General features: G+C 57.4%; 16 protein-coding genes. 9 read left to right on the top strand and 7 right to left on the bottom strand.

Annotated elements, in window-relative coordinates:
- Positions 1-150: 150 nt before the first annotated feature.
- Together G438_RS0100875 and G438_RS0100880 are read left to right on the top strand one after the other, a co-directional pair.
- Positions 151-642, top strand: coding sequence for a hypothetical protein (locus G438_RS0100875; RefSeq protein WP_026459758.1), 492 nt, complete (start codon positions 151-153; stop codon positions 640-642).
- A gap of 3 nt (positions 643-645) precedes the next feature.
- On the top strand, positions 646-3,075 hold the full coding sequence (locus tag G438_RS0100880) for a GDSL-type esterase/lipase family protein (protein WP_026459759.1): 2,430 nt from the start codon (positions 646-648) through the stop codon (positions 3,073-3,075).
- 153 nt (positions 3,076-3,228) lie between these two features.
- Here the strand turns inward: G438_RS0100880 and G438_RS0100885 are convergent, their stop codons facing one another.
- From G438_RS0100885 to G438_RS0100895, 3 genes are read right to left on the bottom strand one after another with little or no spacing between them, the layout of a single operon-like run.
- On the bottom strand, positions 3,229-3,597 hold the full coding sequence (locus tag G438_RS0100885; RefSeq protein WP_026459760.1) for a hypothetical protein: 369 nt from the start codon (positions 3,595-3,597) through the stop codon (positions 3,229-3,231).
- Between the two features lie 12 nt (positions 3,598-3,609).
- Positions 3,610-4,572 (bottom strand): tRNA glutamyl-Q(34) synthetase GluQRS, encoded by a 963-nt coding sequence (gene gluQRS / locus G438_RS10140; RefSeq protein ID WP_051259163.1) that lies wholly within the window; start codon positions 4,570-4,572, stop codon positions 3,610-3,612.
- Positions 4,569-4,880 carry a thiamine-binding protein gene (locus G438_RS0100895; RefSeq protein WP_026459761.1) on the bottom strand — a complete coding sequence of 104 codons (312 nt, stop codon included), beginning with the start codon at positions 4,878-4,880 and terminating at the stop codon, positions 4,569-4,571. Before G438_RS0100895 ends, gluQRS begins: the two co-directional genes overlap by 4 nt.
- Positions 4,881-4,930: 50 nt before the next feature.
- Between G438_RS0100895 and G438_RS11800 the strand changes: the two genes are divergently transcribed.
- The 6 genes from G438_RS11800 to G438_RS0100925 all read left to right on the top strand — a co-directional run bounded on the left by G438_RS11800 (position 4,931) and on the right by G438_RS0100925 (position 10,091).
- A complete protein-coding gene (locus G438_RS11800) occupies positions 4,931-5,464 on the top strand; it encodes a fluoride efflux transporter FluC (protein WP_051259164.1) in 534 nt (177 codons plus the stop codon).
- Positions 5,461-5,853 carry a fluoride efflux transporter FluC gene (locus tag G438_RS10150; protein WP_051259165.1) on the top strand — a complete coding sequence of 131 codons (393 nt, stop codon included), beginning with the start codon at positions 5,461-5,463 and terminating at the stop codon, positions 5,851-5,853. Before G438_RS11800 ends, G438_RS10150 begins: the two co-directional genes overlap by 4 nt.
- Positions 5,854-5,979: 126 nt before the next feature.
- Positions 5,980-6,972, top strand: coding sequence for a methionine ABC transporter ATP-binding protein (locus tag G438_RS0100910; RefSeq protein ID WP_026459762.1), 993 nt, complete (start codon positions 5,980-5,982; stop codon positions 6,970-6,972).
- Positions 6,969-7,751 carry a methionine ABC transporter permease gene (locus G438_RS0100915; RefSeq protein ID WP_084402913.1) on the top strand — a complete coding sequence of 261 codons (783 nt, stop codon included), beginning with the start codon at positions 6,969-6,971 and terminating at the stop codon, positions 7,749-7,751. Before G438_RS0100910 ends, G438_RS0100915 begins: the two co-directional genes overlap by 4 nt.
- Positions 7,752-7,999: 248 nt before the next feature.
- Positions 8,000-8,857, top strand: coding sequence for a MetQ/NlpA family ABC transporter substrate-binding protein (locus tag G438_RS0100920; RefSeq protein ID WP_026459764.1), 858 nt, complete (start codon positions 8,000-8,002; stop codon positions 8,855-8,857).
- Positions 8,858-9,029: 172 nt separating this feature from the next.
- Positions 9,030-10,091, top strand: a complete 1,062-nt coding sequence (locus G438_RS0100925) for a DUF4261 domain-containing protein (RefSeq protein WP_026459765.1) — start codon at positions 9,030-9,032, stop codon at positions 10,089-10,091.
- 91 nt (positions 10,092-10,182) lie between these two features.
- On the opposite strand, the gene upp is transcribed toward G438_RS0100925, so the two are convergent.
- On the bottom strand, positions 10,183-10,821 hold the full coding sequence (gene upp, locus G438_RS0100930) for a uracil phosphoribosyltransferase (protein ID WP_026459766.1): 639 nt from the start codon (positions 10,819-10,821) through the stop codon (positions 10,183-10,185).
- 122 nt (positions 10,822-10,943) lie between these two features.
- Between upp and tadA the strand changes: the two genes are divergently transcribed.
- On the top strand, positions 10,944-11,762 hold the full coding sequence (gene tadA, locus G438_RS12145; RefSeq protein WP_084402914.1) for a tRNA adenosine(34) deaminase TadA: 819 nt from the start codon (positions 10,944-10,946) through the stop codon (positions 11,760-11,762).
- Positions 11,763-12,058: 296 nt separating this feature from the next.
- Here the strand turns inward: tadA and G438_RS0100940 are convergent, their stop codons facing one another.
- From G438_RS0100940 to G438_RS0100950, 3 genes are all read right to left on the bottom strand, one after another.
- The gene (locus G438_RS0100940; protein WP_026459767.1) at positions 12,059-12,664 is read right to left on the bottom strand and encodes a biotin transporter BioY; all 606 of its coding nucleotides are present in this window, start codon (positions 12,662-12,664) and stop codon (positions 12,059-12,061) included.
- A gap of 32 nt (positions 12,665-12,696) precedes the next feature.
- Positions 12,697-13,137, bottom strand: a complete 441-nt coding sequence (locus tag G438_RS0100945; RefSeq protein ID WP_034284553.1) for a holo-ACP synthase — start codon at positions 13,135-13,137, stop codon at positions 12,697-12,699.
- A 104-nt stretch (positions 13,138-13,241) separates the two neighbouring features.
- On the bottom strand, positions 13,242-22,391 hold the full coding sequence (locus G438_RS0100950; RefSeq protein WP_026459769.1) for a type I polyketide synthase: 9,150 nt from the start codon (positions 22,389-22,391) through the stop codon (positions 13,242-13,244).
- Positions 22,392-22,421 lie beyond the last annotated feature (30 nt).

Genomic DNA, 22,421 nt, shown 5'->3' on the forward strand with positions numbered 1-22,421 from the left:
GAAGTGTTGTGCTCGTAAGGTGTGCAGAATGGGGCCAGTCGTAGATGAGGCTTCCCAAAGGCATATTTCTCAGTCACACTTGAACGGCAGGGGTTTCGACTGCCTTAGCAACGACCGCCTCGGAAATAGTGAGGTGCCAACGGAGGAGTGATGGTAAGAAAACGCACCATCGGAGTTGTGGCAATTATTGCGACAGCTGCGCTTGTCCTTGGTGGTGGCGCAATTTGGGAGTGGGGACGAATCCGCAATCACTGGGGAACTTCCGACCAGATGGCTGCGCTGATGGCTCTTGAGATCGTGCACCCTCACGAAAATGGCCTTCGCATTGTTTTTCGTGAACGCAGCCCGTATGTGTCATTGCTGGGTAAAAGTATTCCTCAGAGCGTGACTTACGGTGTTGGCGCGCAAGAAGGCTCAGGTATGCCCAATACCTTCGAAGCGGTGTCAGCTGCGTTGCAAGAAGCGGCGCGCTCAGGTGGGTGGACGATTGACGAGGCGTGCAGCCCCGATTTTGCGTGGTGTGCCTCCGTTGTTGGCGAGGATGGCTTGACGATATTGGCCACGGTTCGCCCCACCGACGAAGCAGATGATTCAACTACCGAAAGTAGTTTGCCAGTAACTTTGAAGATGGAGCATGCTTAGACTATGGTTTCCCACCGCACAAAGATATACGCGACACTCCTCGCACTTGCACTCATCATGAGTCTTGGGCTGTCGGTGCCCTCCGCACAGGCAGACGACAATGGCAAATACCTCACCCTATCCCTTATGGGTGATTCCTATACCGCAGGCAACGGCGCCGGTTCCTACTACGGTCCAGCAGATTCCCTGCGATCCACCCGCAACTGGGGACATACCTACGCAAACTGGCTCAACCGCCAAGGTGTACACACCACAATCCATAACTATGCGCACTCGGGTGCCGTGATAAAACAGGTACGCGAATCACAACTACCTGCACTGAACCCCGAATCAGATGTCGTCATGCTCACCGTCGGCGGCAATGACATCAAATTTGAAGAAATCGTGAAAAATTGTTTCACTGCATGGCCAATTGGCAGTGCTAGCGGCTGTCGCAATGCAGTGACCTATGCAAAGACACAGTTCCCCAACACTGTGCAAGATACACGGGCACTCCTTGGAATGATTGAGAACAAAATCAGACCTGGAGCACATATCGTCCTAGTTGGGTACCCGCTGCTTTCCATTGACACCAACTACGTCCTTACTCAGTGGTTTGGGCCAGATTATGCTGCTGCCAAAGAAATCCGCGCTTTTGGACAGATGGCAACACAAACGCAGCAAAACCTCGTCAATGAATGGAACGCGGACCCAAGCCACACAGCGGGCCTCACCTACGTGCCCGTCGAGGTCCTCTTTGCTGGACATGAACCGGATCCCAATACCAATGCTCGTAACCCAATGCGGTGGCTCAACGAGTTCTTTGAAACTGAAGGTGTCCAGGAAGGGGACAAGGCAACGGTATCGAAAAGTACCGGTCTCACTGAAACCTCATACTGGTACCACCCCAATATCACCGGCCACGCAAAAATCGGTGAACTGCTGCAAACACAGGTAGGTATCCCCGCCTCGGTACGCACCACCCGTTCCTACACCCGTGACGTCGATGTGGTCTTCGCTTTGGAAGACTCCGCAGCGACGCGCAACAGTCTTGCCGATCTGAAAAAACATGTGAATCGCATATCAACTGACGTGGCAATTAAAGCCGCCGAGGGCCAAAAGACCGCTCGCTTCAGCCTGCTTACCTACCGCAATGACGCACAAGAAGCGGTGACCACTAACCTGGACTTCGTCAACAATGCGACCGACCTTAAAACTTCGGTAGGTGCCGTGGCATCGAAAGAGAGTACAGGAGGGACACAGGCGGTGTATGCCGCCCTTGACCGCGCACTTTCAAGCCAGTGGAGTGCAGGCGCCCGAAAAGTTGTCATTGTTCTAGGTGAAGGTGAGATCGAGGCCTCGCAAGGACTGGATTGGGACGCCCTGAGCAGGAAAGCCTACGCAGCCGATGTAGCTGAAGTTTTTGTGATTGACCCCAACGAGGTGACCGACGAAGCGCTGAGCACCTTGGCCCTCAACACCGGCGGTCACGTCACACGCACCAGCACCATTAAGCCACTGATCGTAGAAGCCCCAACAGCCAATATTTCTGATATCCCAGTGTCGGCAATCGGCGAAGATGTGCTCTTTGACGCCTCTGGGTCTTTTGGGGCGGAAGGACCCCTGGTGGCCTATGAATGGGACATCGATGGAGACGGTACCTTTGAGGTGGTGAGCCAAAGTGACGGCACTGTGGGAGCTAATCCCCTCCACACTGCCCGATTCGACAGCGCTGTTGACCGCTCTATCACACTGAGGGTGACAGATGAATACGGCAAACAAGCCACAACCCACGCGCAGTTGCAAGTGACGCGTGACGGCGATCTGGTAGCCGACGACATCGACAATTGCCCCGCCGTTCGCAATCCCGATCAAGCCGATACAGATGGTAACGGTCGAGGCGATGCCTGCGACGATGACTACCTGTACGGTCCGATTGACCCGAACCTTTCCCAGCCTCGAACTGTCACCGTTTCGGCAGCCACCACGCACCCAGGTGAACCCATCACCTTCACTGCAACTGGCTTCGCCATTGGACAAACAGTGACATTCACCGTCTACTCAGAGCCTCGTCTTGCGGGCACTGCAGTTGTTGACAGTTCCGGCAAAGCGACGCTCACCTGGAATGTCGACCCGACCCTTCCTCTTGGCACACATACTGTGATCGCCTCGATTGAAAATGGGCAGACGTCTGTTCCGCGCACCTTCGAAGTAGTCGGACGCCCAGTCCCAATTACGCCGACGCCGAACGATGATGCCTCTAACACGTCGGCCCGTGTTGTTCCTGCAGCGAAACCTGCTGCTGGCGACCGCGGTAAAGGGCTTGCCAGGACTGGGATAAATGCTCCAGTATTCGTGGCAGTCACCTGCCTACTGGCAGGTGTCGCTGCCGTGAGTACGCGCCGTCAACTCATGGCGACTAACCGCCGCGTGAGCACCGAAACACGACGGTAGCCAGCTGTCGTTCCCTATTCATATGCCCCATATCCAATTCTGCGGTGAAGCTGAACTACCACCGTTAACATCAGTGAATAATGTGGATTCACCGCAGAATTGGATTGTTTTCACGAGGCATGGAATGGGAACTGTTTCGGTGAGCTTTTGTGGCTAGATATTGAGCCGGAGATGCCAGCCGTCAACATCGCGACGTGCATAACAGCGCACAGCCGCCACTAACTGGCCCGCAGTCTTCAGATGTGCCTGCGCTCGTGCGGCGGTCGCATGGTCAAGAAGAGCAAGGAAACGGCCACCACCGTGCAACTCTACGCGGCTGTTGCCACCACCAGATGAAACGGACTGCATGACAAGAAGATGACACAGGTGCACGTCTTGACCCTCATCCCACTGCTCTTTTCTAGCACGCCGTTCCATCGCTGTGTCCACCGCCGCCGACTTGGGCAGGGATATCCAGTGGTCCGACTCAATGACGACCACACGAGGTTCTTGGCGACCAATCAACTGTGACCATAAGTCCACGCTGGGCTCCTATTAGCTCACGCTGCCGCTGGGGGCGCGCACTACCCAGGGGCTTTGATCCATGGCACGTAAAGCCTCAAGGTCCAAGGCTTCACGCAGGTCAGCAATGCTACGTGCAGACCTCACACCCACAGAAGTGCCAATCCAATGAATGATGTCACCGACGCTCCACCCTAAGGCTGACAAATCTTTAATCGTCACCGCACCATCACGTTTAGCTAAGCGTGCACCATCAGCATTGACCGCCAACGGCACATGCACATAGGTGGGCTGCTTGAGTCCAAGTGCGTATGCCAATGCAGCCTGCGCAGGAGCCTGGCTCAGCAGGTCATCGCCACGCACCACTTGATCGACGCCCTGAAAAGCGTCATCGAGCACTACAGCCAAGTTATACGCTGGAACACCATCGCTACGGCGAACCACGAAATGGTCAACGGTACCGGTAAACGCGCCATGTAACTCATCATGTACCGTCCACGTCGTGGCTGGAGCGCGTAAACGTAGCGCAGGTGAACGTCCCAAGGCTGCTAAGCGCTCGCGGTGAATATGACGCTGCTCCTCCGACAAGTCGCGGCAGGTTCCCGGATAGTGTCCTGGAGGAATATGTGGGGCTGATGCCGCCTCGCGAATATCTTTGCGTGAGCAGTAGCATTCGAAGACGTGTCCATCTGCCATCAGGCGATCCAGCGCAGCCATATGCGCCTCATGACGTGTGGTCTGAATGAGGACCTCCCCGTCCCAATCCAGCCCAATAGTGGCCAAATCGGCAAGTTGCCTATCAGCTGATCCAGAGCGCACCCGGTCAATATCTTCAATACGGACCAGGAAGCGGCGACCGCTTGCGCGCGCCCACAACCATGCCAGGATGGCGGTGCGAAGATTACCGAGGTGAAGGTCTCCTGTGGGGGAAGGAGCGAAACGCCCCGCGCCGACAACTGTGCCGACGGGTGCATCCTGCGCGAGCGTACCGTTCACTTGTCAAGCGACTCGATTGCAGCATTGAGGCGATCTACCTTGGCTGTGAGCTCACCAGTAGCTCCTGGGCGAAGGTCTGCTTTGAGGACAAGCTGAACGCGAGGGGAAATAGCGGCAACCGCGTCACAGGCGGCTTTGATGACGGGCATCACCTGGTCCCAGTCGCCTTCGATGGTGGTAAACATTGCTGTGGTTTCATGGGGCAACCCTGAGGCGCGTACCACCTGCACAGCGCGGGCAACAGCATCGGTGACTGCGCCGTCTACATGTTGTGACGTCATTGGAGCAACAGAGAAAGCAAAAAGCATGTATTAAGCCTAAAACGGGAACAGGCATCGTATGCCATTAGGCTGGGTGTGTGGGCATATTCAAAGGACGAGGCACAGGGGACACCGCGGATGATACTGCCGACCTGGGCACGCCAGTGGCCTCAGAACAGCAACAAATGTCAATTCACCTGTGGTTTTACGTCTTTGTTGGCGGCGCGCTGGGTACAGTGAGCAGAGCACTGATGAATAACTTAGCGACCGCTGTCCCTATCAAAGTGCTGTCATTTGAGTGGTCACTGATTGTCGTCAACCTCGCTGGAGCGTTGTTCCTCGGTCTCAGTTCCGCACTCATTGCCTCGTGGGCTGTGTCACGTCAACTGAAGACACGGCTGACGCTGCTACTCCATACAGGTTTCGTTGGTGCATTCACCACATATTCGGCTCTAACCTACGCGGTGAGTCACGAGTGGCTGCGTTATCTTCACGGCGGCCTTCTTCTTGGTGAAGCAATCAGGCATATTACGTGGGGACTTTTGGGGGCGACCCTGCTTCTTTTCGGGGGTGTCGTAGCTGCAGGGATGGGATGGCGCCTTGGGGAGCGTGTCGGGGGTGCAGCGATTTGAGTAGCGGCGTTTCATACCTACTTGTCGCCATTGCCGGTGGTTGCGGTGCACTGACGCGGTGGGTGTTCGACCAGGTATTGAGCCGACTCCTGTCTGGGCGCGGCGAGCGTGGTCACGGCATCGCGGCAGTTAATATTATTGGCTCATTCTTCATTGGTGTCCTTGCCGCAATCACCTACCCGAATAATGGGGCTGCACATGGTGTGTGGATACTTGGCAGTGTGGGTTTTCTTGGCGCCTTCACGACGTTTTCAACAGCGATGTTTGATGCGTATCGCGACTATGCCGAAGGGCAGTGGCGGCATGCCTTGGTATTAGTAATGATCACGTGGGTCAATGCGGTGCTAGGGTGTCTGCTGGGAATTGGGATGGGCTCCCTTCTTTCCTAGAAGAAAGCCCTCAACGTGCCGTGTTGCATACTCCCATCACGCGGTCGAGGTACCACTCGATGCCGCATAGCGCCTAGGGTTGAGATGTTCTCTGTGCCAGCTACGTATGACTAATTGGAGGATCGCATGATCGACTTGCGCGGGGTGCGGAAGGTATACCCCGTCAAAGGCGGCAATGAAGTAGTCGCATTAGACGATGTCACCTTGCACGTCGAACGAGGGTCAATCCACGGTATTGTCGGCCAGTCAGGCGCAGGCAAATCCACGCTCATTCGATGCTTGACAGCACTTGAGCGACCCACCGAAGGCACCATCACAGTTGACGGCGTTGACCTGTCAACATTGAAAGGCCGCGAGTTGCTCAACGCTCGACGTAATATCGGCATGGTGTTCCAATCGGCGAACCTGCTGGATTCACGTACGGCCGCCGCCAATATTGGCTATCCTCTCAAACTTGCGGGTGTGAAAAAGCAAGAGATTCACACGCAGGTTGAACGACTTCTTGACCTGGTTGGATTAAAAGGTCGAGGCGATTCTTACCCGTCGCAACTTTCAGGCGGTCAACGCCAGCGAGTCGGTATTGCCCGTGCGCTCGCAGACACCCCTGCCGTATTGCTGTGCGACGAACCCACCTCGGCGCTTGATTCGGAATCAACACGACAAATCCTTGACCTGATCAAACATGTCCGGGATGTGTCAGGGGTGACAGTTCTTGTCATCACTCACGAAATGGCAGTCGTGCGCGAAATATGTGATTCGGTGACGCTACTTGGACACGGCCGTGTCCTCCAAAGCGGCAGAGTCGACGATGTCATCCTCGACCCTGCCAGTCCACTCGCCCGTGAGTTAGTCCCTGTGCCCAGCGTTGATGGTGCTGAAATCCCTCCAGCAACAACCTTGCTTGATGTCATGTTTACATCGCATCCTGGTGTTCCTACCGGCGCCAATGTCTTGCGCCTCGCGGCCTCAATGGGTGCTGATGTGACAGCAGGAACCTTCGAATCACTGGGTTCTTCCCAGGTGGGGCGCCTTGCATTGGCGGTGCCAACAATCCACAAAGAGCAAATTATCGCTCAACTGAAAGCCAATAACGTTCACGCACAGGAGCGCACCGCATGACCGCCCTCGCTTCCCTTTCCCCCGCCCTTGCCTCGTCGATCTCCGAGGCAGGTGCGGCCTTGGTCGATGGACTGCGTAATGCGCTGGGAGTGCTCCCAGCCGGTCCAAATGATCCGACATGGTTGGATAATCCAGCATTGACGAAGCAATTCCTGCCTGCCATCGGCGAAACCCTTTTGATGACAGGTTTCGCCACCTTCTTCACAGTGCTCTTCGGTGTGCCACTGGGTGTTTTCCTAGTGACGACAAGTAAAACGGGGTTGGCACCGAACCGGGCCATTCAACAGACGGTTGGTTTTGCTGTCAATATTGTCCGCTCCTACCCCTTCATTATTCTCATCATCGCGTTGATTCCATTTACGCGCCTTGTTGTGGGCACATCGCTGGGATGGAAGGCCACCGTGGTGCCGCTGGTGATTGGCGCAACACCGTTTTTTTCTCGTCTTGTAGAGACGAATATTCGTGCTGTGGATGCAGGAAAAATTGAGGCTGCCCAGATGATGGGGGCCACACGCTTCCAAATTGAGTGGGGTGTGCAAGTGCGTGAGGCCCTGCCAGAGATTGTTCAGTCAATTACGGTGTTGGCCATTACGATGATCGGTTACTCGGCTCTCGCCGGCGTTGTTGGTGGTGGCGGCCTTGGTCAGATGGCCATTAACTATGGCTATAACCGTTTCCAAACCGATGTGATGATTGCAACTGTCGTGGCGATTCTTGTGATTGTGCAAGTCGTTCAAGTCATTGGCGATTGGATTGCTCGAAAGGTTGATCATCGCTAAACGAATGCAGTATTCACTGCCTGTGAGGGCCGGATTCACGCGAATCTGGCCCTCATTTCAGTCCCTCTTCACCTGTGGTGCACAAAGGCATCACGTATCCGCATCCTGTGTTTCTTTGGAGGACAAACTCAACGTGTCACATTGGCCCGTTGTGCGGACCAATGCAGCGAATTCAAGCTCATACACGCACAATCGTAGACAGAACCCGGAACGTCCGGGTAGACATCGACACTAGGAGAGAACCTCCCATGCGTGCCCTTCGTTCCGCCGCTGCCGTAGCCGCGGCCGCAGCCCTTGTTCTTGCAGGCTGCTCGTCTTCTAGCTCTACTGAGACCTCGACACAGGCCTCGACCGATACGACCGCAACAACTGAGCTGGTCACCCTGAAAGTGGGCGCTTCGCCGTCACCCCACGCCAAGATTCTTCAATTCATTCAGGACAACCTGGCAGCTGACGCAGGTCTGAACCTCGAAATCGTCGAATACTCCGACTACATTCAACCCAATGTTGCACTCAACACCGGTGAACTGGACGCTAACTTCTTCCAGACCGTGCCTTACCTTAACGACCAGGCTGCAGAATACGGCTATGACTTCGTTCCTGGTGAAGGTGTCCACCTAGAACCACTCGCTATTTACTCTGAGAAGATCACCGATCTTGCACAATTCCCAGACGGTGGCACCGTCGGTATTATCGCTGACGTGACCAACCAGGCTCGCGCACTGAAGTTGCTCGAGGCAGAAGGTTTCATCAAAATCACCAACCCTGATGCGTCAAATGCTGACATCAATATCAACACCGTGGAGAAGTTGAAGAACTTCGAATTCAAAGAAGTTGAAGGCGCTCAGCTGGTTCGTTCACTTGCCGACGTCGACATTGCCGTGATCAACGGCAACTTCGCTCAGGAAGGTGGCCTGTCTCAAGCGAACGATGGATTGGCCATTGAACCGACCGAAAATAATCCCGCAGCGAATCTTCTGGTCTGGCCAAAGGATCCCGAAAAGGCTGATGCCATTGCCAAACTTGAAGAACTGCTCCACACCGACGCTGTTCGTGAGTACATCACCTCAACCTGGACTGATGGCTCCGTAATTCCAACCTTCTGAGGACAACGGATCAACTCCAACTAATGCCTCCTTTCAAGGAAGCACCTCTGAGGTGTGCGGCCTCGCCCAGCTACCTGCCGGTAGAGGGCGAGGCCGCTGCCATATCCGCCTGAACATCTGGCAGACTGAATACACAAGGGTACGTGTCGGTTGCAGACAAGGAAGGTCGACGATGTGGAATATTTTTCGTAAGAAAAAGACGATGGAAAAGACCATACGCGACAATCCGCACCTTAATGACACAGTAGAGCCAGATAGTATCGTCACCGCCTTCGTGTTGTTTTCATCGTTGCCTGCGCGAGGCGACCTTCTGGCTGCCCTTGCCGCATCCCCTTCACTGGGCCAGGTCCGCATCGATTCTGGTGGGGCGCGTGTCGAGGCCAGCGCCGACTCAGGCGCGGAATCGTACTCGCACTCGCGTGCGGACTTAGGTACCAAGGAAGATGCCGCCGACGAAGATCACGACGGTCCGCTATGTGTCGAGATGGGCGATACCCACGTGTATATCATGCCGATCGATGCGCCCGTACCGGACGGCGAAGCAGAAAACAATGCTCATCCGCTGCTATTCCCAGAAGGTTTCAAAGGCCACCAGAGCGCACATGCCATTGTGAGTGCGATGACGATAGAGGACAGGGGCGTCGCTGCTGTTGGTGGCACTAGTGGGACTGCCGATGGCCGGGATTCTGCTAGCGAAAACGATTCTGCTGACGGCGCGCTGATGACGCCAGAACGCGATGACGCTTCTCACACGCCCGCCCATGGGTGCTCGGCTGCGAAGGAAGATACGCCTCGGCAAGCCCAGTACCGTAGACTCCAGGCTCACGGACGTGTCTTAGCTGCACTTGCTGCCCTACCGGAATGTATTGGTGTCTACGTCGGCCAGGCAGGCACAACATTACCGGCCTCTTTTGTGGCAGATATGCTTGGCGCCGAGCCACATTACAGCAGCGTCTATACGCCAATTTGGGTATGGCAATCCGAGACAGGTGCCGTGAATGCCTACAGCTACGGCCTGCGTGCCCTTGGACATGTGGAGATTCAGGTCAGGGACCTCAAACAACCTCTTGACCAAGCTTTCCCATATCTGCTGGATATCGCTGAATATCTGATCCAAGGCGCGACGATCCGCGCAGGAGAAACCTTGGGTACAACTGCCGATGACAAACGCGCAACACGTTACGAGCCGTGGATGGCGGATGCGTCAGTGACGGCTCTGCAAATCGACATGTAAATCATGTCGGCCTCTGTCCGGTGCACAGATTATCACTGCGTGGCAGTAGTGTCCTTTAGGCGGTAGCGGTGTTCCGTTACCGCCGGGCACATCAGTCAACGACTCCATAGAGGCGGTCGCCAGCGTCACCAAGGCCCGGCACGATATACGACTTCTCATTGAGCTTTTCATCCACCGCTGCCACAACGACGGTGACATCGGCGCGGTCACCAACGAATTCTTCCAGCGTCGCAAGGCCTTCAGGGGCAGCCAGGAGACACACGCAGGTAATATCCTTAGCGCCTCGTTCGAAAAGGTAGTTCACGGCGGCAACCATGGAGTGGCCGGTGGCGAGCATTGGGTCAAGGACGAAACACTGGCGGCCCGAAAGGTCGTCAGGAAGACGGTTCGCGTAGGTTTCAATCTGCAGCGTATCTTCGTCACGTTTCATGCCGAGGAAGCCGACTTCAGCGGTTGGCACCAGACGGGTCATACCCTCAAGCATGCCCAGACCTGCACGCAGCACTGGCACAACGATGGGGCGTGGCTCAGATAGTTTACGGCCAACGGTTGGTGCAACAGGTGTATTGATAGCGGTTTCGGTTACCGCCACGTGGCGGGTTGCCTCGTAAGCCAAGAGGGTCACTAGCTCGTCGACGAGTTGGCGGAATGTGGCCGACGGCGTTTGGCGGTCGCGAAGGATGGTGAGTTTATGGTCAATCAACGGATGGTCAGCAACATGAAGGCGCATGGAATAAGGGTAGCGCCTTTGCGTAATCCTGCGCAGGCTCGTGCGAATAATCGGTGCGAAGGCGCACGTCGGGAAAGCTCCCATTGCGGCCTATGGGAAGCTACCCTTATAGGGTGACGACGATGCAACGCTACCGTGAGGCCATGAGCCGTGCTCTTTTGTATGCCACTAAGGCTCGAGACACAGGTGATGTGCCTGTAGGTGCGCTTGTTATTGACTCTGTTGGTCGTGTTGTGGGACGGGGTTGGAATTGCCGCGAGTCCACTCATGACCCGGCTGGTCACGCCGAAATTATGGCCCTGCGAGAGGCAGGTCGGCGCTTAGGTAGGTGGAACCTCGTTGGGTGCACCCTTGTGGTCACCCTTGAACCGTGCACGATGTGTGCCGGTGCTGCAGTTGCAGCACGCGTTGATCGCGTGGTTTTTGGTGCGTGGGAACCGAAGACAGGCGCAGCGGGTTCGTTGCGTGATGTTTTGCGTGACTCGCGGATGAATCACCAGGTTGAGGTGATCCCTGGTGTGTTGGCAAAAGAAGTGGCTGTGCAGCTCAAGGCGTTTTTTGAAAGTAAACGGCAAGAAAGCCCCGCCTCGGCAACTGCCCCTGAACCGGAGATTGAGCAATTCGCGGATTGGGGGGAGGGCTCGGCACGTGCAGGCGATCAGTGGTCCGATAGGCGAGGCGGCGCTGACGGCGGCACAGCTGACAGCACACACAGGGGTTCACTTGTCGACGACGAGGCGCAGCGGCGTACCGCTGAAGTGCCGGTGGCAGCCCAGGTGGCAGGAGTTCACTCAGGTGCCGCTCAGCGAGAGAATCGTCAACGTAGCGACGGGGCCCAAGAGGTGCATCAGCGTGTACGAGGCGTTGGTGGGGATACTGCTGAAAAGCGGATCGCGGGAATACCTGTGCGTCGTCGATCAAGCGGAGGAAACTCCCGGTAGTTCTTCCGCAGACGCGCACTGGTGACGCTTCTGATTGACCAGGGGGCGTAGGTTCAGATGTCGGCGGGAACTGCGGGGTGAAAATGCTGACGAGTTGCGCCTAGTGAAGGCTTTATCCGTGTAGTCGTTCAAAAGGAAGAGTGTTGGCTTGACGCCTACCTCAATTTCTCCCAGATGCGACGATGCCTCCACGCTTAGCGCTGGCCAGTGTTGATACGCAATAAAGTCGGGTGTGGAAAGTATTCACTTTCCACACCCGACTTCGAGTATCCGTTAAGGTCGCACGATACCTTTTCCTACAGGGACGTGCGTTTGCCCATGAGGCGCCATGCTCCGTTGAGGATTGCGGCGGCAAGTATCCACTTAATAATGCCGCCCGGAATAAAGGGGATCAGGCCCGCATTAAGGGTCGCCCACAGGCCAAGGGTCGTGTCCATAGTGAAATGGAGTATGGCCCACATCCACGGCACACCGACCACGAAAGGAATGAGTGAGGCCAAACCGAAGGCAACGAGTGACGCCGCAGGTTTACGGTCCCAGCGGCGCTCAGACAGATACCCAACCACCCATGCGGTAACAATGAAGCCAAGGATAAAACCAAAAGATGGCTTCAAAATATAGGCTGGTCCACCACCGAAATCAGCAAACCATGGTACGCCAGCTAAACCTAAAGCCGCGTAGGTGATCATTGCGGCTGCGCCTCGTGAGGCCCCGAGGGTGGCACCAACGACCATCACGGCCAACGTTTGCCCGGTGATGGACACGGGCCACATAGGGATACTTACCTGAGCGAGCAAACCAACAACAGCCGCTGATGACAGGACCAGTAGGGCATCCTTAGCGCGGCTTCGTGCACCGATAAATGTATCGACAAGGACCGGTGCAGTCAGGGTGTGGGACATGGGGAGTCCTTTCAAAATATGCGGGATGGGAATCACGTCAATGTCAGTGCCAGCACCTGAACGTAAGCAATGGCCATGTCGCCGTCATGGGACAGGCTCACATTCCACTGCAGGCTGGCACCGAGACGTCTTTCAAGGGCAGTTAATTCTTGGGCAACACGACCATGAAAACGCAGATAAGGGCGTTGCCACTGATCGTGCGCAACCTCAATATTGGACCAATCAAGGTCAGACGGGTCAATCATTGGACCGTGGCCAAGTATCAGCGTCGACCACGCTTTTACCATTGCCTCTTTTGCCGCCCACCGCACAGCAAAGCAATCCGATGAACGGTGTTGGCAATAGGCCCATTCGCGGTCGGTGAAGACACGTGAAAAAACAGTGCCTTCCTGTTCAAGCTGCTCGACAAAAGAGGGAATATGAACAAGGTCCACGCCCACGCCTGATGCACGTAGATGGTGGCCTGCATCCATCACCGACTCCTTTCTTCACAGCACAGCAGGGATAAGGGCAGTGCGAAATATCGTGCGCTGCGGGTGAGGTCGGCACAGAGTCGGCCTCACCCGCAGTCTTGCCCTCAGTAGGTGCCGTTATCGCCGAGGCGAGCGTTGGGATCCAGAAGCATCTGGGCTTCAACATCATGCGTGCCATGTGACGGCAAACGACGACCCTCAACCGGCTCATATAGGCTTGCGCGGCCAATCATTGCCTGCTCCAGGTGAGCGCGCCCAGCCGACAAACGCTGCGATGCTGTCTCACGCCACACCGCGGCACTGGCCTCACCACGTTCGCTCTCCAAAGCCACCTCGAAAGCCGTCGGATGGGCAAGAACCACCAGGGCAGATACGTGACCAAAGCCCAGCGATGTCAACACACCGGCACGCACTGGAGTGGCCGACATATCCAACGGACGGCGCAGCCACAGCAGTGGCATCCACGGCTTCATGGCAGGATCCAAACAGTCGAGTGCGCGGTTACCAGGTATCTGCTGCTCGCGGAAGACCTCAACCAAACCGGCGGTTTGGAAGAGTGCCGCCCCACCCTTCGCGTGGCCGGTCACCGTCTTTTGGCTAATGACATGCAGCGGGTTACCGGGAGTGCGACCCAAGGCTGCAGCCAGCGTCGAATGTAGTTCCGCCTCGTTAGGATCATTCGCGCGGGTCGACGTGTCATGCTTGGAGACCACAGCGATATCGTCAGCACTCATACCCAAAGCTGCCAAGGCTTCGGCAAGCTGGGAGGATGCTTTGCCGCGACCAGCAGCCATCGCTCCGATACCAGGGGCCGGAATTGACGTGTGCGCGCCATCAGCGAAGGACCGCACGTAGGCCACGACACCCAGGACCGGCAAACCAAGGTCGGCTGCAACTGAACCACGTGCCAGCAGAACGGTGCCACCACCTTCAGCTTCCAGGAAGCCCGCACGGCGACGATCACCGGCACGCGAGAAGTGACGGTAGGAAATACCGCGTTCGTACAGTGCTGCGGACTCAGCGGTGGCATTCATATCACCAAAGCCCGTGAGAGATTCGACCGCGATATCGTCAATGCCGCCAGCCACAACGAAGTCAGACTTGCCCAACAGGATCTTGTCGACGCCCTCCTCAATGGAGATTGCCGCAGTGGCACATGCGCCCACCGGGTGGATCATCTGACCGTAGCCACCAACATAGGCCTGCATCGTATGAGCAGCCACGACGTTAGGCAAGGCTTCCTGCAGGATATCCTGCGGACGTTCCTCACCAAGGAATCGATCAAGGAAGACCTTCCGCAAGGATTCCATGCCGCCGATGCCGGTGCCTTGCGTTGAAGACACATCAGCAGGGTGCACAGCGCGCAGCAATTCGGCGGGGCTGAACCCTGAGGCGATGAAAGCGTCGACGGCGGTCACGAGGTTCCATACGGCGATACGATCCAATGCCTCGATCATTGTGGCGGGAATACCCCACTTGGCTGGATCGAAGTCGTCAGGAATCTGACCGCCAACACTGCGGGTCAACGTGGCACGGCGAGGCACACGCACAGCTGAGCCAGCTGCCTTACGGACCATCCATTCACCGCGAACCGTATCGAACCAGATTGAGGTGCGTGCCGGGTCTGCTGCAACATAGGCGCGGGCATCTACTTCGCTCGTTGCCGCAAACTCTTGATCGGAGTTGAGGTAGACGGTAGCGACGTCATCTGAACCACCATCAACAATCGTCGAATCGTCAACGAGTGGACGGATACCGGCACGAGCCACAACTTCGTCGCGGAAACGACCATAAATGTCAGCCTCGTCAACCGCGTTGCCGTCCTTGTCATACCAGCCAGCAGCAGGTGAATCAGCCCAGTGCACCAAGCCTGTCATCCACGCCAATTCCAAAACACCGGCAGCAGTGAGGTCAATAGTGGAGTCAGCATGTTCAGCTTGGAAGCGGGTACGTCCCGACCCCCACGCGGACACTTCACCCACGCCCACAATGACCACCTGGTCCGCAAGCGCTGTACGCACCTGGCCCCACGGCAACTTCTGAGCTAAGCCAGTGCGAACAATATTGGGCAGGGCGCCAATGGTGGTGACCTGTTTGTCATTTGCCGAGGCGCCAGCACCGTCACGTGCCTTTCGACGTTCCGCAGCGGCAAGTGCGGGCAGGTCGAGGCCAGCGTCAGCTAGTCCACCTGTCAGGTCTGCATCCAGCGGAGCAACAAGTGCCTGTTCCCGTGCCTGTCGTGTTGCCAAAGCAATCAAACCGTCGGTGATTTCCTCAGGGGTATACACGTGGACGCCAGCAGCTTCGGCGGCAGGCACCAACAGGTCGTTACCGCCCATCAGGGAGGTGCCTTTCACCCAGCCGATACGTGGGTGAGCCAAAGTGACGCGGCTTGGCCAGCCTCGTTCGGTTCCCCACTTATTGACGATAGTGTCAAAGGAGGCCTTGGCTTCGGCATATGCACCGTCACCGCCGAAGATACCGCGGTTGGGTGACCCGGGCAGGACCACGTGAACACGGTGCCCCACCGCAGTTGACGTATCAAGTGAAGCAAGTTGGTGGATGGACCGCTCGACACTCCACAGCAGCAGACGTTCTTGTGCCATTGCGGCGTGAGGATCAGATCCAAGGGTGCCCCGGACTGGAGGAGCCGCAAAGGGGAAGAACAGAGTGGGGAGCAACGCAGGTTTCACCACTGTGGTGGTTGCGCCAGCCGTTTCGGTTTGCTGCGTACCAATCCAATTCACCAGGCTGTCGACATCGCGTAGGCTCGCCATATTGGCCGGGACGAGCCACAAGGTGGCGCCCATTGCGGCGTGGCGACGGTACAGGTCTTTGGCAAATGTCAGACGCGCATCGTCGACACGTGACGAGGTCATCACCACCGTGGCGCCACCTTCAAGGAGGCGTGCCACAACGGCGGCGGCAATGGAGCGCGGTGCGGCACCCGTGACAAGTGCAACGTCGTCAGCAAATGCGCCGTCAGCAGTTTCAAGGGCAATGTCTGCCACACGGTTGAAGAAGTCCTTACGTTCATCGTCGACGAAACGCGTGTACCACTGGGCAAGTTCTGCCAAGGATTGACCGGCACCACGCAAGCCGTCGACGTACACCTCGGCTGCATTCAGCTGCCCGGAGGCAACGCGAGCCAAGTCTTCGCGGGCCGATGCCCACCGGTCGTCCAGGAGAACCGCGCGGCTGGGAGTAAAGGCAGGCTTGACAGAGTCAACCCAGCCTGCACCAAGCTCAGCTTCAACCGCTTCAGCCAAGGCAGCCAATTCGCTATCGACACCGTCTGTAGCTGTGGCACGTAGATCCACACCGAGTTCAGCGAGTAGACTCCGCGCTTGTTTCGCCAAAAGGCCATCCGCACCCAGCATCTTTTCGGTTAATGCATTCAAGGCAGCTGAATCAACGACACCACCACCGGCGTCACCGCCCGCACCGGGCATTGCCACTGCCACACCGGCAGCGGCAGCCACGGCTTCGACGGCTGCGTCAATCAGCGCATCCGCGTCAGATGCTGAGGTAACGGAAGTGGGTAGCGACGTGAGTGCGCCACCGCGGACTGAATCGCCGTCGCGGGTACCTAGAAGGATTTCGGCGGACACACGGTCAGCCCATCCCTGGCCGAGTTGCCAGGTGCCTGTTACGCGGCTCGCCACATGGGTTGGCGCCAAACCTGCACCACCGAAAAGTTTGCGCAGACGGGAAGTGATGGCCTCGCCAAGTACCGGGCCAAAGGGACGATAGGCACCTGCAGCACCATCAACCGTGGGCAGCAGTGCAGATATCGTCGCTTCTGCTGCACCGTCAATGGTGGGAACTGACAGTTCAGCAGCCATATCCATCAGCAGCTGGTTGCGCTTTGAGGACACGCCATTGGTCAGTGTGTCCACCGTGTCGGCAGCATCAATCTGCTCCACGCGCAGCTTATTGGCGTAAGCCAGAAGGATACGCACCGCCTCGGATGCCTTCAGCGGCAAATCTGCAACAGCAGCGCCACTCGGTGCCGAGGCACTAGCAGCGGGGGCAGGTGCCGCCGACGGGGCCGGTGTGGCAGCTGGGGTAGGCGCTGAAGGTGCGGGCGCCTCGTTCGCGGGGGCCTCTTCAGCTGTGGGAGCGTCATCGGAAGGTGCACGCACCACGTCGGTGGCCAGCAGTCGCGCATTGTCGCGTTCAGAGTTAAAGACCTCAACACTGCGACCACGGTGACGTGGCAGAGCAAGCGTACGTTCTGCAAGGTTTGCCAAGGTGGGCGCCGAACCAAGTCCCACCTCGACGAGGCGTTCGACACCAAGGCCACCTTCGGAAAGTGGCGTAAATAGCAGATCCTGGGTTTCAATCCAACGTACAGGCGAAGCAAATTGCCATGCGAGGAGCTCAATAAGGATTGTGCGTGCCGTAGCCACAGGCGTTTCCATCGCCTTATCCCAACCATCAGCCAGGAGGGCTTCAACAGCTTGGGATGGAACGACCTCGACAATGGAACGAGCAAAATCTTCCGTTAGTTCGAAGGGACGCGCCACCAGGTTCGGGATGTAGCGACCAATGAGGACCGACACGTTGAGATCGTGCGGCACCATAGCCTCAAGCTTATCGCGGAAGGGGGCAACCCCAGCGTGAAGACGAGACGAGTGGAAGGGTACGTCAATGCCAGGAATGAGCATAAAGGGACGCTTACCGCCCACCTCATCAGCCTTACGTTGAGCATCAGCTGCCAGGGCTTCAAGGCCCGCCACTGTGCCAGCAACAGCGTACTGGGTGCCAGCCAGGTTGAAGTTCACGATCTGCAGGAACTCGCCGGTGGCCTCGGCAATGGACGCCACATAGGACTGCACGTCATCTTCACTTACGCCAATCTGGTTGGGACGCAGCGCGCCAAGACGGTAGTTGGACTGACCGTATTCGTCACGCTCCACCAGGTGATGCATGGCGGTGCCACGCTGGTACACAATCTCCAGGACCTGCTCAAAGGGGAAGATCTGTGCGCAGGCTGACAGCGCATTGTATTCACCCAGCGAATGGCCCGCGTATACCGCGTCCTCAACAAATGTGCCTGAAGCACGCAGATCCTGTGTTTGCGCGTACGCAAGGGTAGCCAGGGCTACCTGCGTGAACTGGGTGAGGTTCAGAACGCCATCAGGGTGACGCAGAACCTCGTCGCCGATACGCAGCTGCGTGGGGTTGTCACGCACGATCGCCTCGATAGAGAAACCGAGGCGCGTGCGCGTATGCTCGTCGGCACGTTTCCAGACATCGCGTACGACAGGCGACATATTATCCATACCCATACGTGCCCGCTGAATGCCCTGACCAGGGAAAACGTAGGCACTGCGTGGCGCAGCAAGCAGAGCACGTCCAATGGAGACGACCTCGCCGTGGATACGGCACGTTGCTTCAACAGCTATTTGACCGCCGACGCGGCCCACACGCTCAACGGTGATTTCAACGTCGTCGCGCAGGTTCACCATGCCGTGCATCTGGTAAGACCAACCGACAATCGTGGCCTTGGGTGCTCGTTGGCCACGGATCACCCCAGTAGCAGGCGCTGCGTCCGTGCCCGAGATCCCCTCAGCTTCAATGACATGCTGAGCGGTCGCCGACAGCCACATGCCGTGAACAAGCGGCGCATGAAGGCCAGACAAACCAGCTGCAGCGGCCGAGGTGTGAATCGGATTGAAGTCGCCCGACACATTCGCAAAGGCAGTCATATCAGCGGGCGCACTCACAACAGCGCGACGGATAAAGGAACGTGCAGTGTCTTCCACAGTCACACCGGGAGCAAATGACGGCCCAGCCGAGGGGGGTTGAGTCGATGCCACACGACCACGGATAGCGAAACGCTCGGTCAAACGCGCAAAAAGTGTGCCGTGAGCAAAAAGTTCCAATTCGACGCGGACCACACGGCCAGCGCTGGACTCGGAAAGTTCTGCGCAAGTGGAAGTCACATCAATACGTGTCCCAGCCTCGGGCCATGCGGACTCAAGGACCACCGTGTGATCAAGGTGAACAGCATTGACAAGGCCTTCAATAACAGGCACGCCATCTTTGATCGCACTACCCAATGCCGTGTAAATCGCCGGCCAGCACGGGCCAACAAGGGCATCAGGCACAATCTCAGTCAACTGCGCGCGCAGCGCAGCACCGGTCACACCACTGTGGGCGCGGCCCAACTCTTTGGACAGCGTGAAGGAATCGTGGACGATACCAAAACCGTCATCAGGCGTGACGGCAGGCATTGCCTCAATGACATCACCATTGACAGTTGTGGTGCCCACGCCAGCAGCGCCAGCAAGCAGATCGTAGGCTGACACCGACAGGCGAGCCATATCAACCACGGGGAAAGCACCCGTGGAAACGCCAACAGGTAGCGTCAATGGGATGAGGATTTCACGCACTGCATGAGGTGCGTCCTCGCCTAGGCCATCCCACGGGGTCTCGCAGTGAACAAGTACGCCCCACTGTCCGTCCTCTTCCACGATCGACGTAGACTGAGGCATTGCGAAAGCAGGGTTGGCCACAAGATTACCGGCCCACTGGATCGTCGGTACGCGACGCAGATACTCCTCAACGGTTCGAGCATTGCCGAAACGAGAGAAAACATCCTGCGTTTGAGCACCCAGCTCAGCTGCAGCCTCGACAATTGCCGCCTCGAAACGAGCGAAAAGCTCGCCTACAGGTTCATCGATACGATCGATACCAGCAACTGACCGCGGACCCGGAATAATACGTACCGAATCGGCATCAAAACGGGCATCGTGTGATTGCCACAGGGTGTCGGTGCCCCACCAACGAGCAAGTTCGCCATCAAGGACGGGCACAAACGGCATGGGCTTGTGGTGTTTGCGGCACAGTGTGGGGAACCATGCGGCATCGGAGGGCGCCACCTTCGTGGTTGCCGCCTGCGGGTACGCGTCCAGCAATGCAGCCAGGGCAGCAGGCCCGTCCTCGATGGCCGAGGCGTCGGCAAAGAGAGTGGGTACCTGACCGTGGTCGGCATCATTGAGGCGTGCCTCAATGCGGTGGAAGAGGTCTAAAGTGCGGTCCTGCCATGTCCAATCCGCCCATGGGTAGGACAGTTCCACTACGCGGCTGGCCCACTGAGCGTAGGTCATCTCTTCAACGTCGCCAAAGTAGGGCTTCGCCGTGCGCGCAAGGGCGTCGATAATGTCATTGCGACGCTCACGGATCAGGTCAAGGTCGCCACCAAGATCATGGATGAGCCGCGACGCGCGAGACGACGAATTCTCAATCTCATGCATATCAGCACCCAAGTGGGAGAAGCCGGAGGTGATGCCGCCACGGCTTTCGCCTCGGCCAACCCAACCGTCGCCATCTGCACCGGGGGTTTCCATGAGAAGTTTCTTCACCTGCGGTGACGTACGGGCCTCCAGTGTGGCCATGGCGGCGGTACCGACAAGGACCGCGTCAACGGGCATAAGAGGACGGTCGTATTCCAATGCCCAGCGGCCAGTCACGTAGCGTGCCGCATCAACAGGTCGGCCAATGCCACCACCCACGGCCAGAACCACGGATGGGGTATTGCGGATACGCGCATATGTGGCCAAAAGAAGGTGATCGAGGTCTTCCCACGAGTGGTGGCCACCAGAGTGTCCGTCTTCTACTTGAACGATCAACGGGAAATCCGGGTGAGCGTCAGCAATATCAAGCACCTGGTTGATTTGCTCAACCGTGCCGGGCTTGAGGCAAACAAAACTAAAACCATCAGCTTTTAGTTGAGTGAGCAGTTCACCAGCTTCATCCAGTTCAGGGATACCAGCGGCAATGGTCACCATGTCGATGGGGGCGCCAGCACGGCGCGCCTTGGGAACAATGCGGTTGACACCAAATTGCAGGTTCCACATGAAACGGTCGAAGAACATCGTGTTAAAGCCAGCCGTGCGGCCCGGCTCAAGGAGTTCCTGCAGGGCCAGGCGGTTCTCAGTGAACACTTCCTCTGAGTACTGTCCGCCACCCGCCATCTCAGCCCAGTTGCCCGCATTTGCCGCAGCTGCAACAATTTCGGGCCACACAGTGGTGGGGGTCATGCCGGGAAGGACCACCGGTGATTTGCCGGTCAGGCGTGTAAAGGCAGTATCGACCACTGTGCGACCATCAGGGAGGCGCACGAGGCGAGGGAGGAATTTCTCCCACGATGTCGGTTCAGGTACCTCAAATCCCGGCAGATCCAAGGAGGTGCGCGCCGAGCGGGTCGAGGCGTCAACAACTGCGCTGCCTGTTCCCTCAAGAAGTGGCGCAGTGAGGCGACCAACCATTGGCGTGGGGCCAAGGTCAAGGAAGTATTTCACGTCGGCATCACGGGCAGAACGAACCTGAGCAACCCAGTCGCATGGCTCGGTGAGGATCGCAGCAGCCAACTCGCGGGCCAGGTCGCTATCAAAGGTGCGGCCAGCGGCATTGAGACGGTCCACCCATTGAAGGACCTGAAGGCGCGCTGTCTCCATGAGCGGGTTGTGGAAGGGAGCGTCCACGCGCAGCACATCAAAAGAGGCATTCAGCGGGGAGCCACCTTGGGTATGCGCATCAAGGGCAGCATTGTGCGCGTCTACTGCCGCGCTAATGGCATGTCGTGCCGCCTCCAAATCAGCGGGCAAGCCCGATAAGACTTGACCATCCACGCCGTTATTAACAGCCATCACCACAGAGGAGGAAAGAGTCGTCACAACTGTGCCAATGAGAGCAGTTGGCACACCGGAAACAGAAAGCATGGGGGTCATGCCTGCGAGGCTTGTGGCACCACGTGTATGGGTGGCGTGTGCGGCGGCAGCACCTACCAGCACAGACAGGGCGATGACGCGGTGAAGCGCGGCCTCATCACCTGCCATGTAGGCGCGAGCGAGGGCAACACCGAGGATCCCCTGCGAGTGGCCCAGCAGCGTGGTGGGGGAGGTGGCATGCAGGTCCAGGCCGGTGCCTTCCAAATCAAGAAGGGCCGCGTACTGCGCCAAAACGATACCTGGGCCTGATACAGCAGGATTTGTGTCGAGCACATCGTCAGTACTGTCCCCAGCAAGGATCGTGTCGAGGCGGTCGGATGCACCAGGTGCCTTGGTGAGGACATCAAGTGCCACCGGAGCGAGAAGGCTGCGCGCTGCCGCGAGGGCTGCCCGCACGCGTTCACCCTGTTTGGGCAGGGACACGCTGGCATCAAGGGCTGCACGCCACTTGCTGCCTTGTCCGCCAAATACGAGTGCGAAGTCGGTGCTGAGATTACCTAGGAACGTCGTCATCTATCTTCCATTTCACTGGGGGTCATTTGA

The sequence above is a fragment of the Schaalia suimastitidis DSM 15538 genome, from assembly GCF_000429105.1.
Taxonomy (GTDB): Bacteria; Actinomycetota; Actinomycetes; order Actinomycetales; family Actinomycetaceae; genus Pauljensenia; species Pauljensenia suimastitidis.

Bases quoted from the DNA above. Each gene is read 5' to 3' on its own strand.
- G438_RS0100920 (WP_026459764.1), top strand. From the start codon at position 8,000: ATGCGTGCCCTTCGTTCCGCCGCTGCCGTAGCCGCGGCCGCAGCCCTT.
- G438_RS0100945 (WP_034284553.1), bottom strand. From the start codon at position 13,137: ATGGATGCAGGCCACCATCTACGTGCATCAGGCGTGGGCGTGGACCTT.
- G438_RS0100915 (WP_084402913.1), top strand. From the start codon at position 6,969: ATGACCGCCCTCGCTTCCCTTTCCCCCGCCCTTGCCTCGTCGATCTCC.
- upp (WP_026459766.1), bottom strand. From the start codon at position 10,821: ATGCGCCTTCATGTTGCTGACCATCCGTTGATTGACCATAAACTCACC.
- G438_RS0100925 (WP_026459765.1), top strand. From the start codon at position 9,030: ATGTGGAATATTTTTCGTAAGAAAAAGACGATGGAAAAGACCATACGC.
- G438_RS0100880 (WP_026459759.1), top strand. From the start codon at position 646: ATGGTTTCCCACCGCACAAAGATATACGCGACACTCCTCGCACTTGCA.
- G438_RS0100910 (WP_026459762.1), top strand. From the start codon at position 5,980: ATGATCGACTTGCGCGGGGTGCGGAAGGTATACCCCGTCAAAGGCGGC.
- G438_RS0100950 (WP_026459769.1), bottom strand. From the start codon at position 22,391: ATGACGACGTTCCTAGGTAATCTCAGCACCGACTTCGCACTCGTATTT.
- G438_RS0100875 (WP_026459758.1), top strand. From the start codon at position 151: ATGGTAAGAAAACGCACCATCGGAGTTGTGGCAATTATTGCGACAGCT.
- G438_RS0100940 (WP_026459767.1), bottom strand. From the start codon at position 12,664: ATGTCCCACACCCTGACTGCACCGGTCCTTGTCGATACATTTATCGGT.
- tadA (WP_084402914.1), top strand. From the start codon at position 10,944: ATGCAACGCTACCGTGAGGCCATGAGCCGTGCTCTTTTGTATGCCACT.
- G438_RS0100895 (WP_026459761.1), bottom strand. From the start codon at position 4,880: ATGCTTTTTGCTTTCTCTGTTGCTCCAATGACGTCACAACATGTAGAC.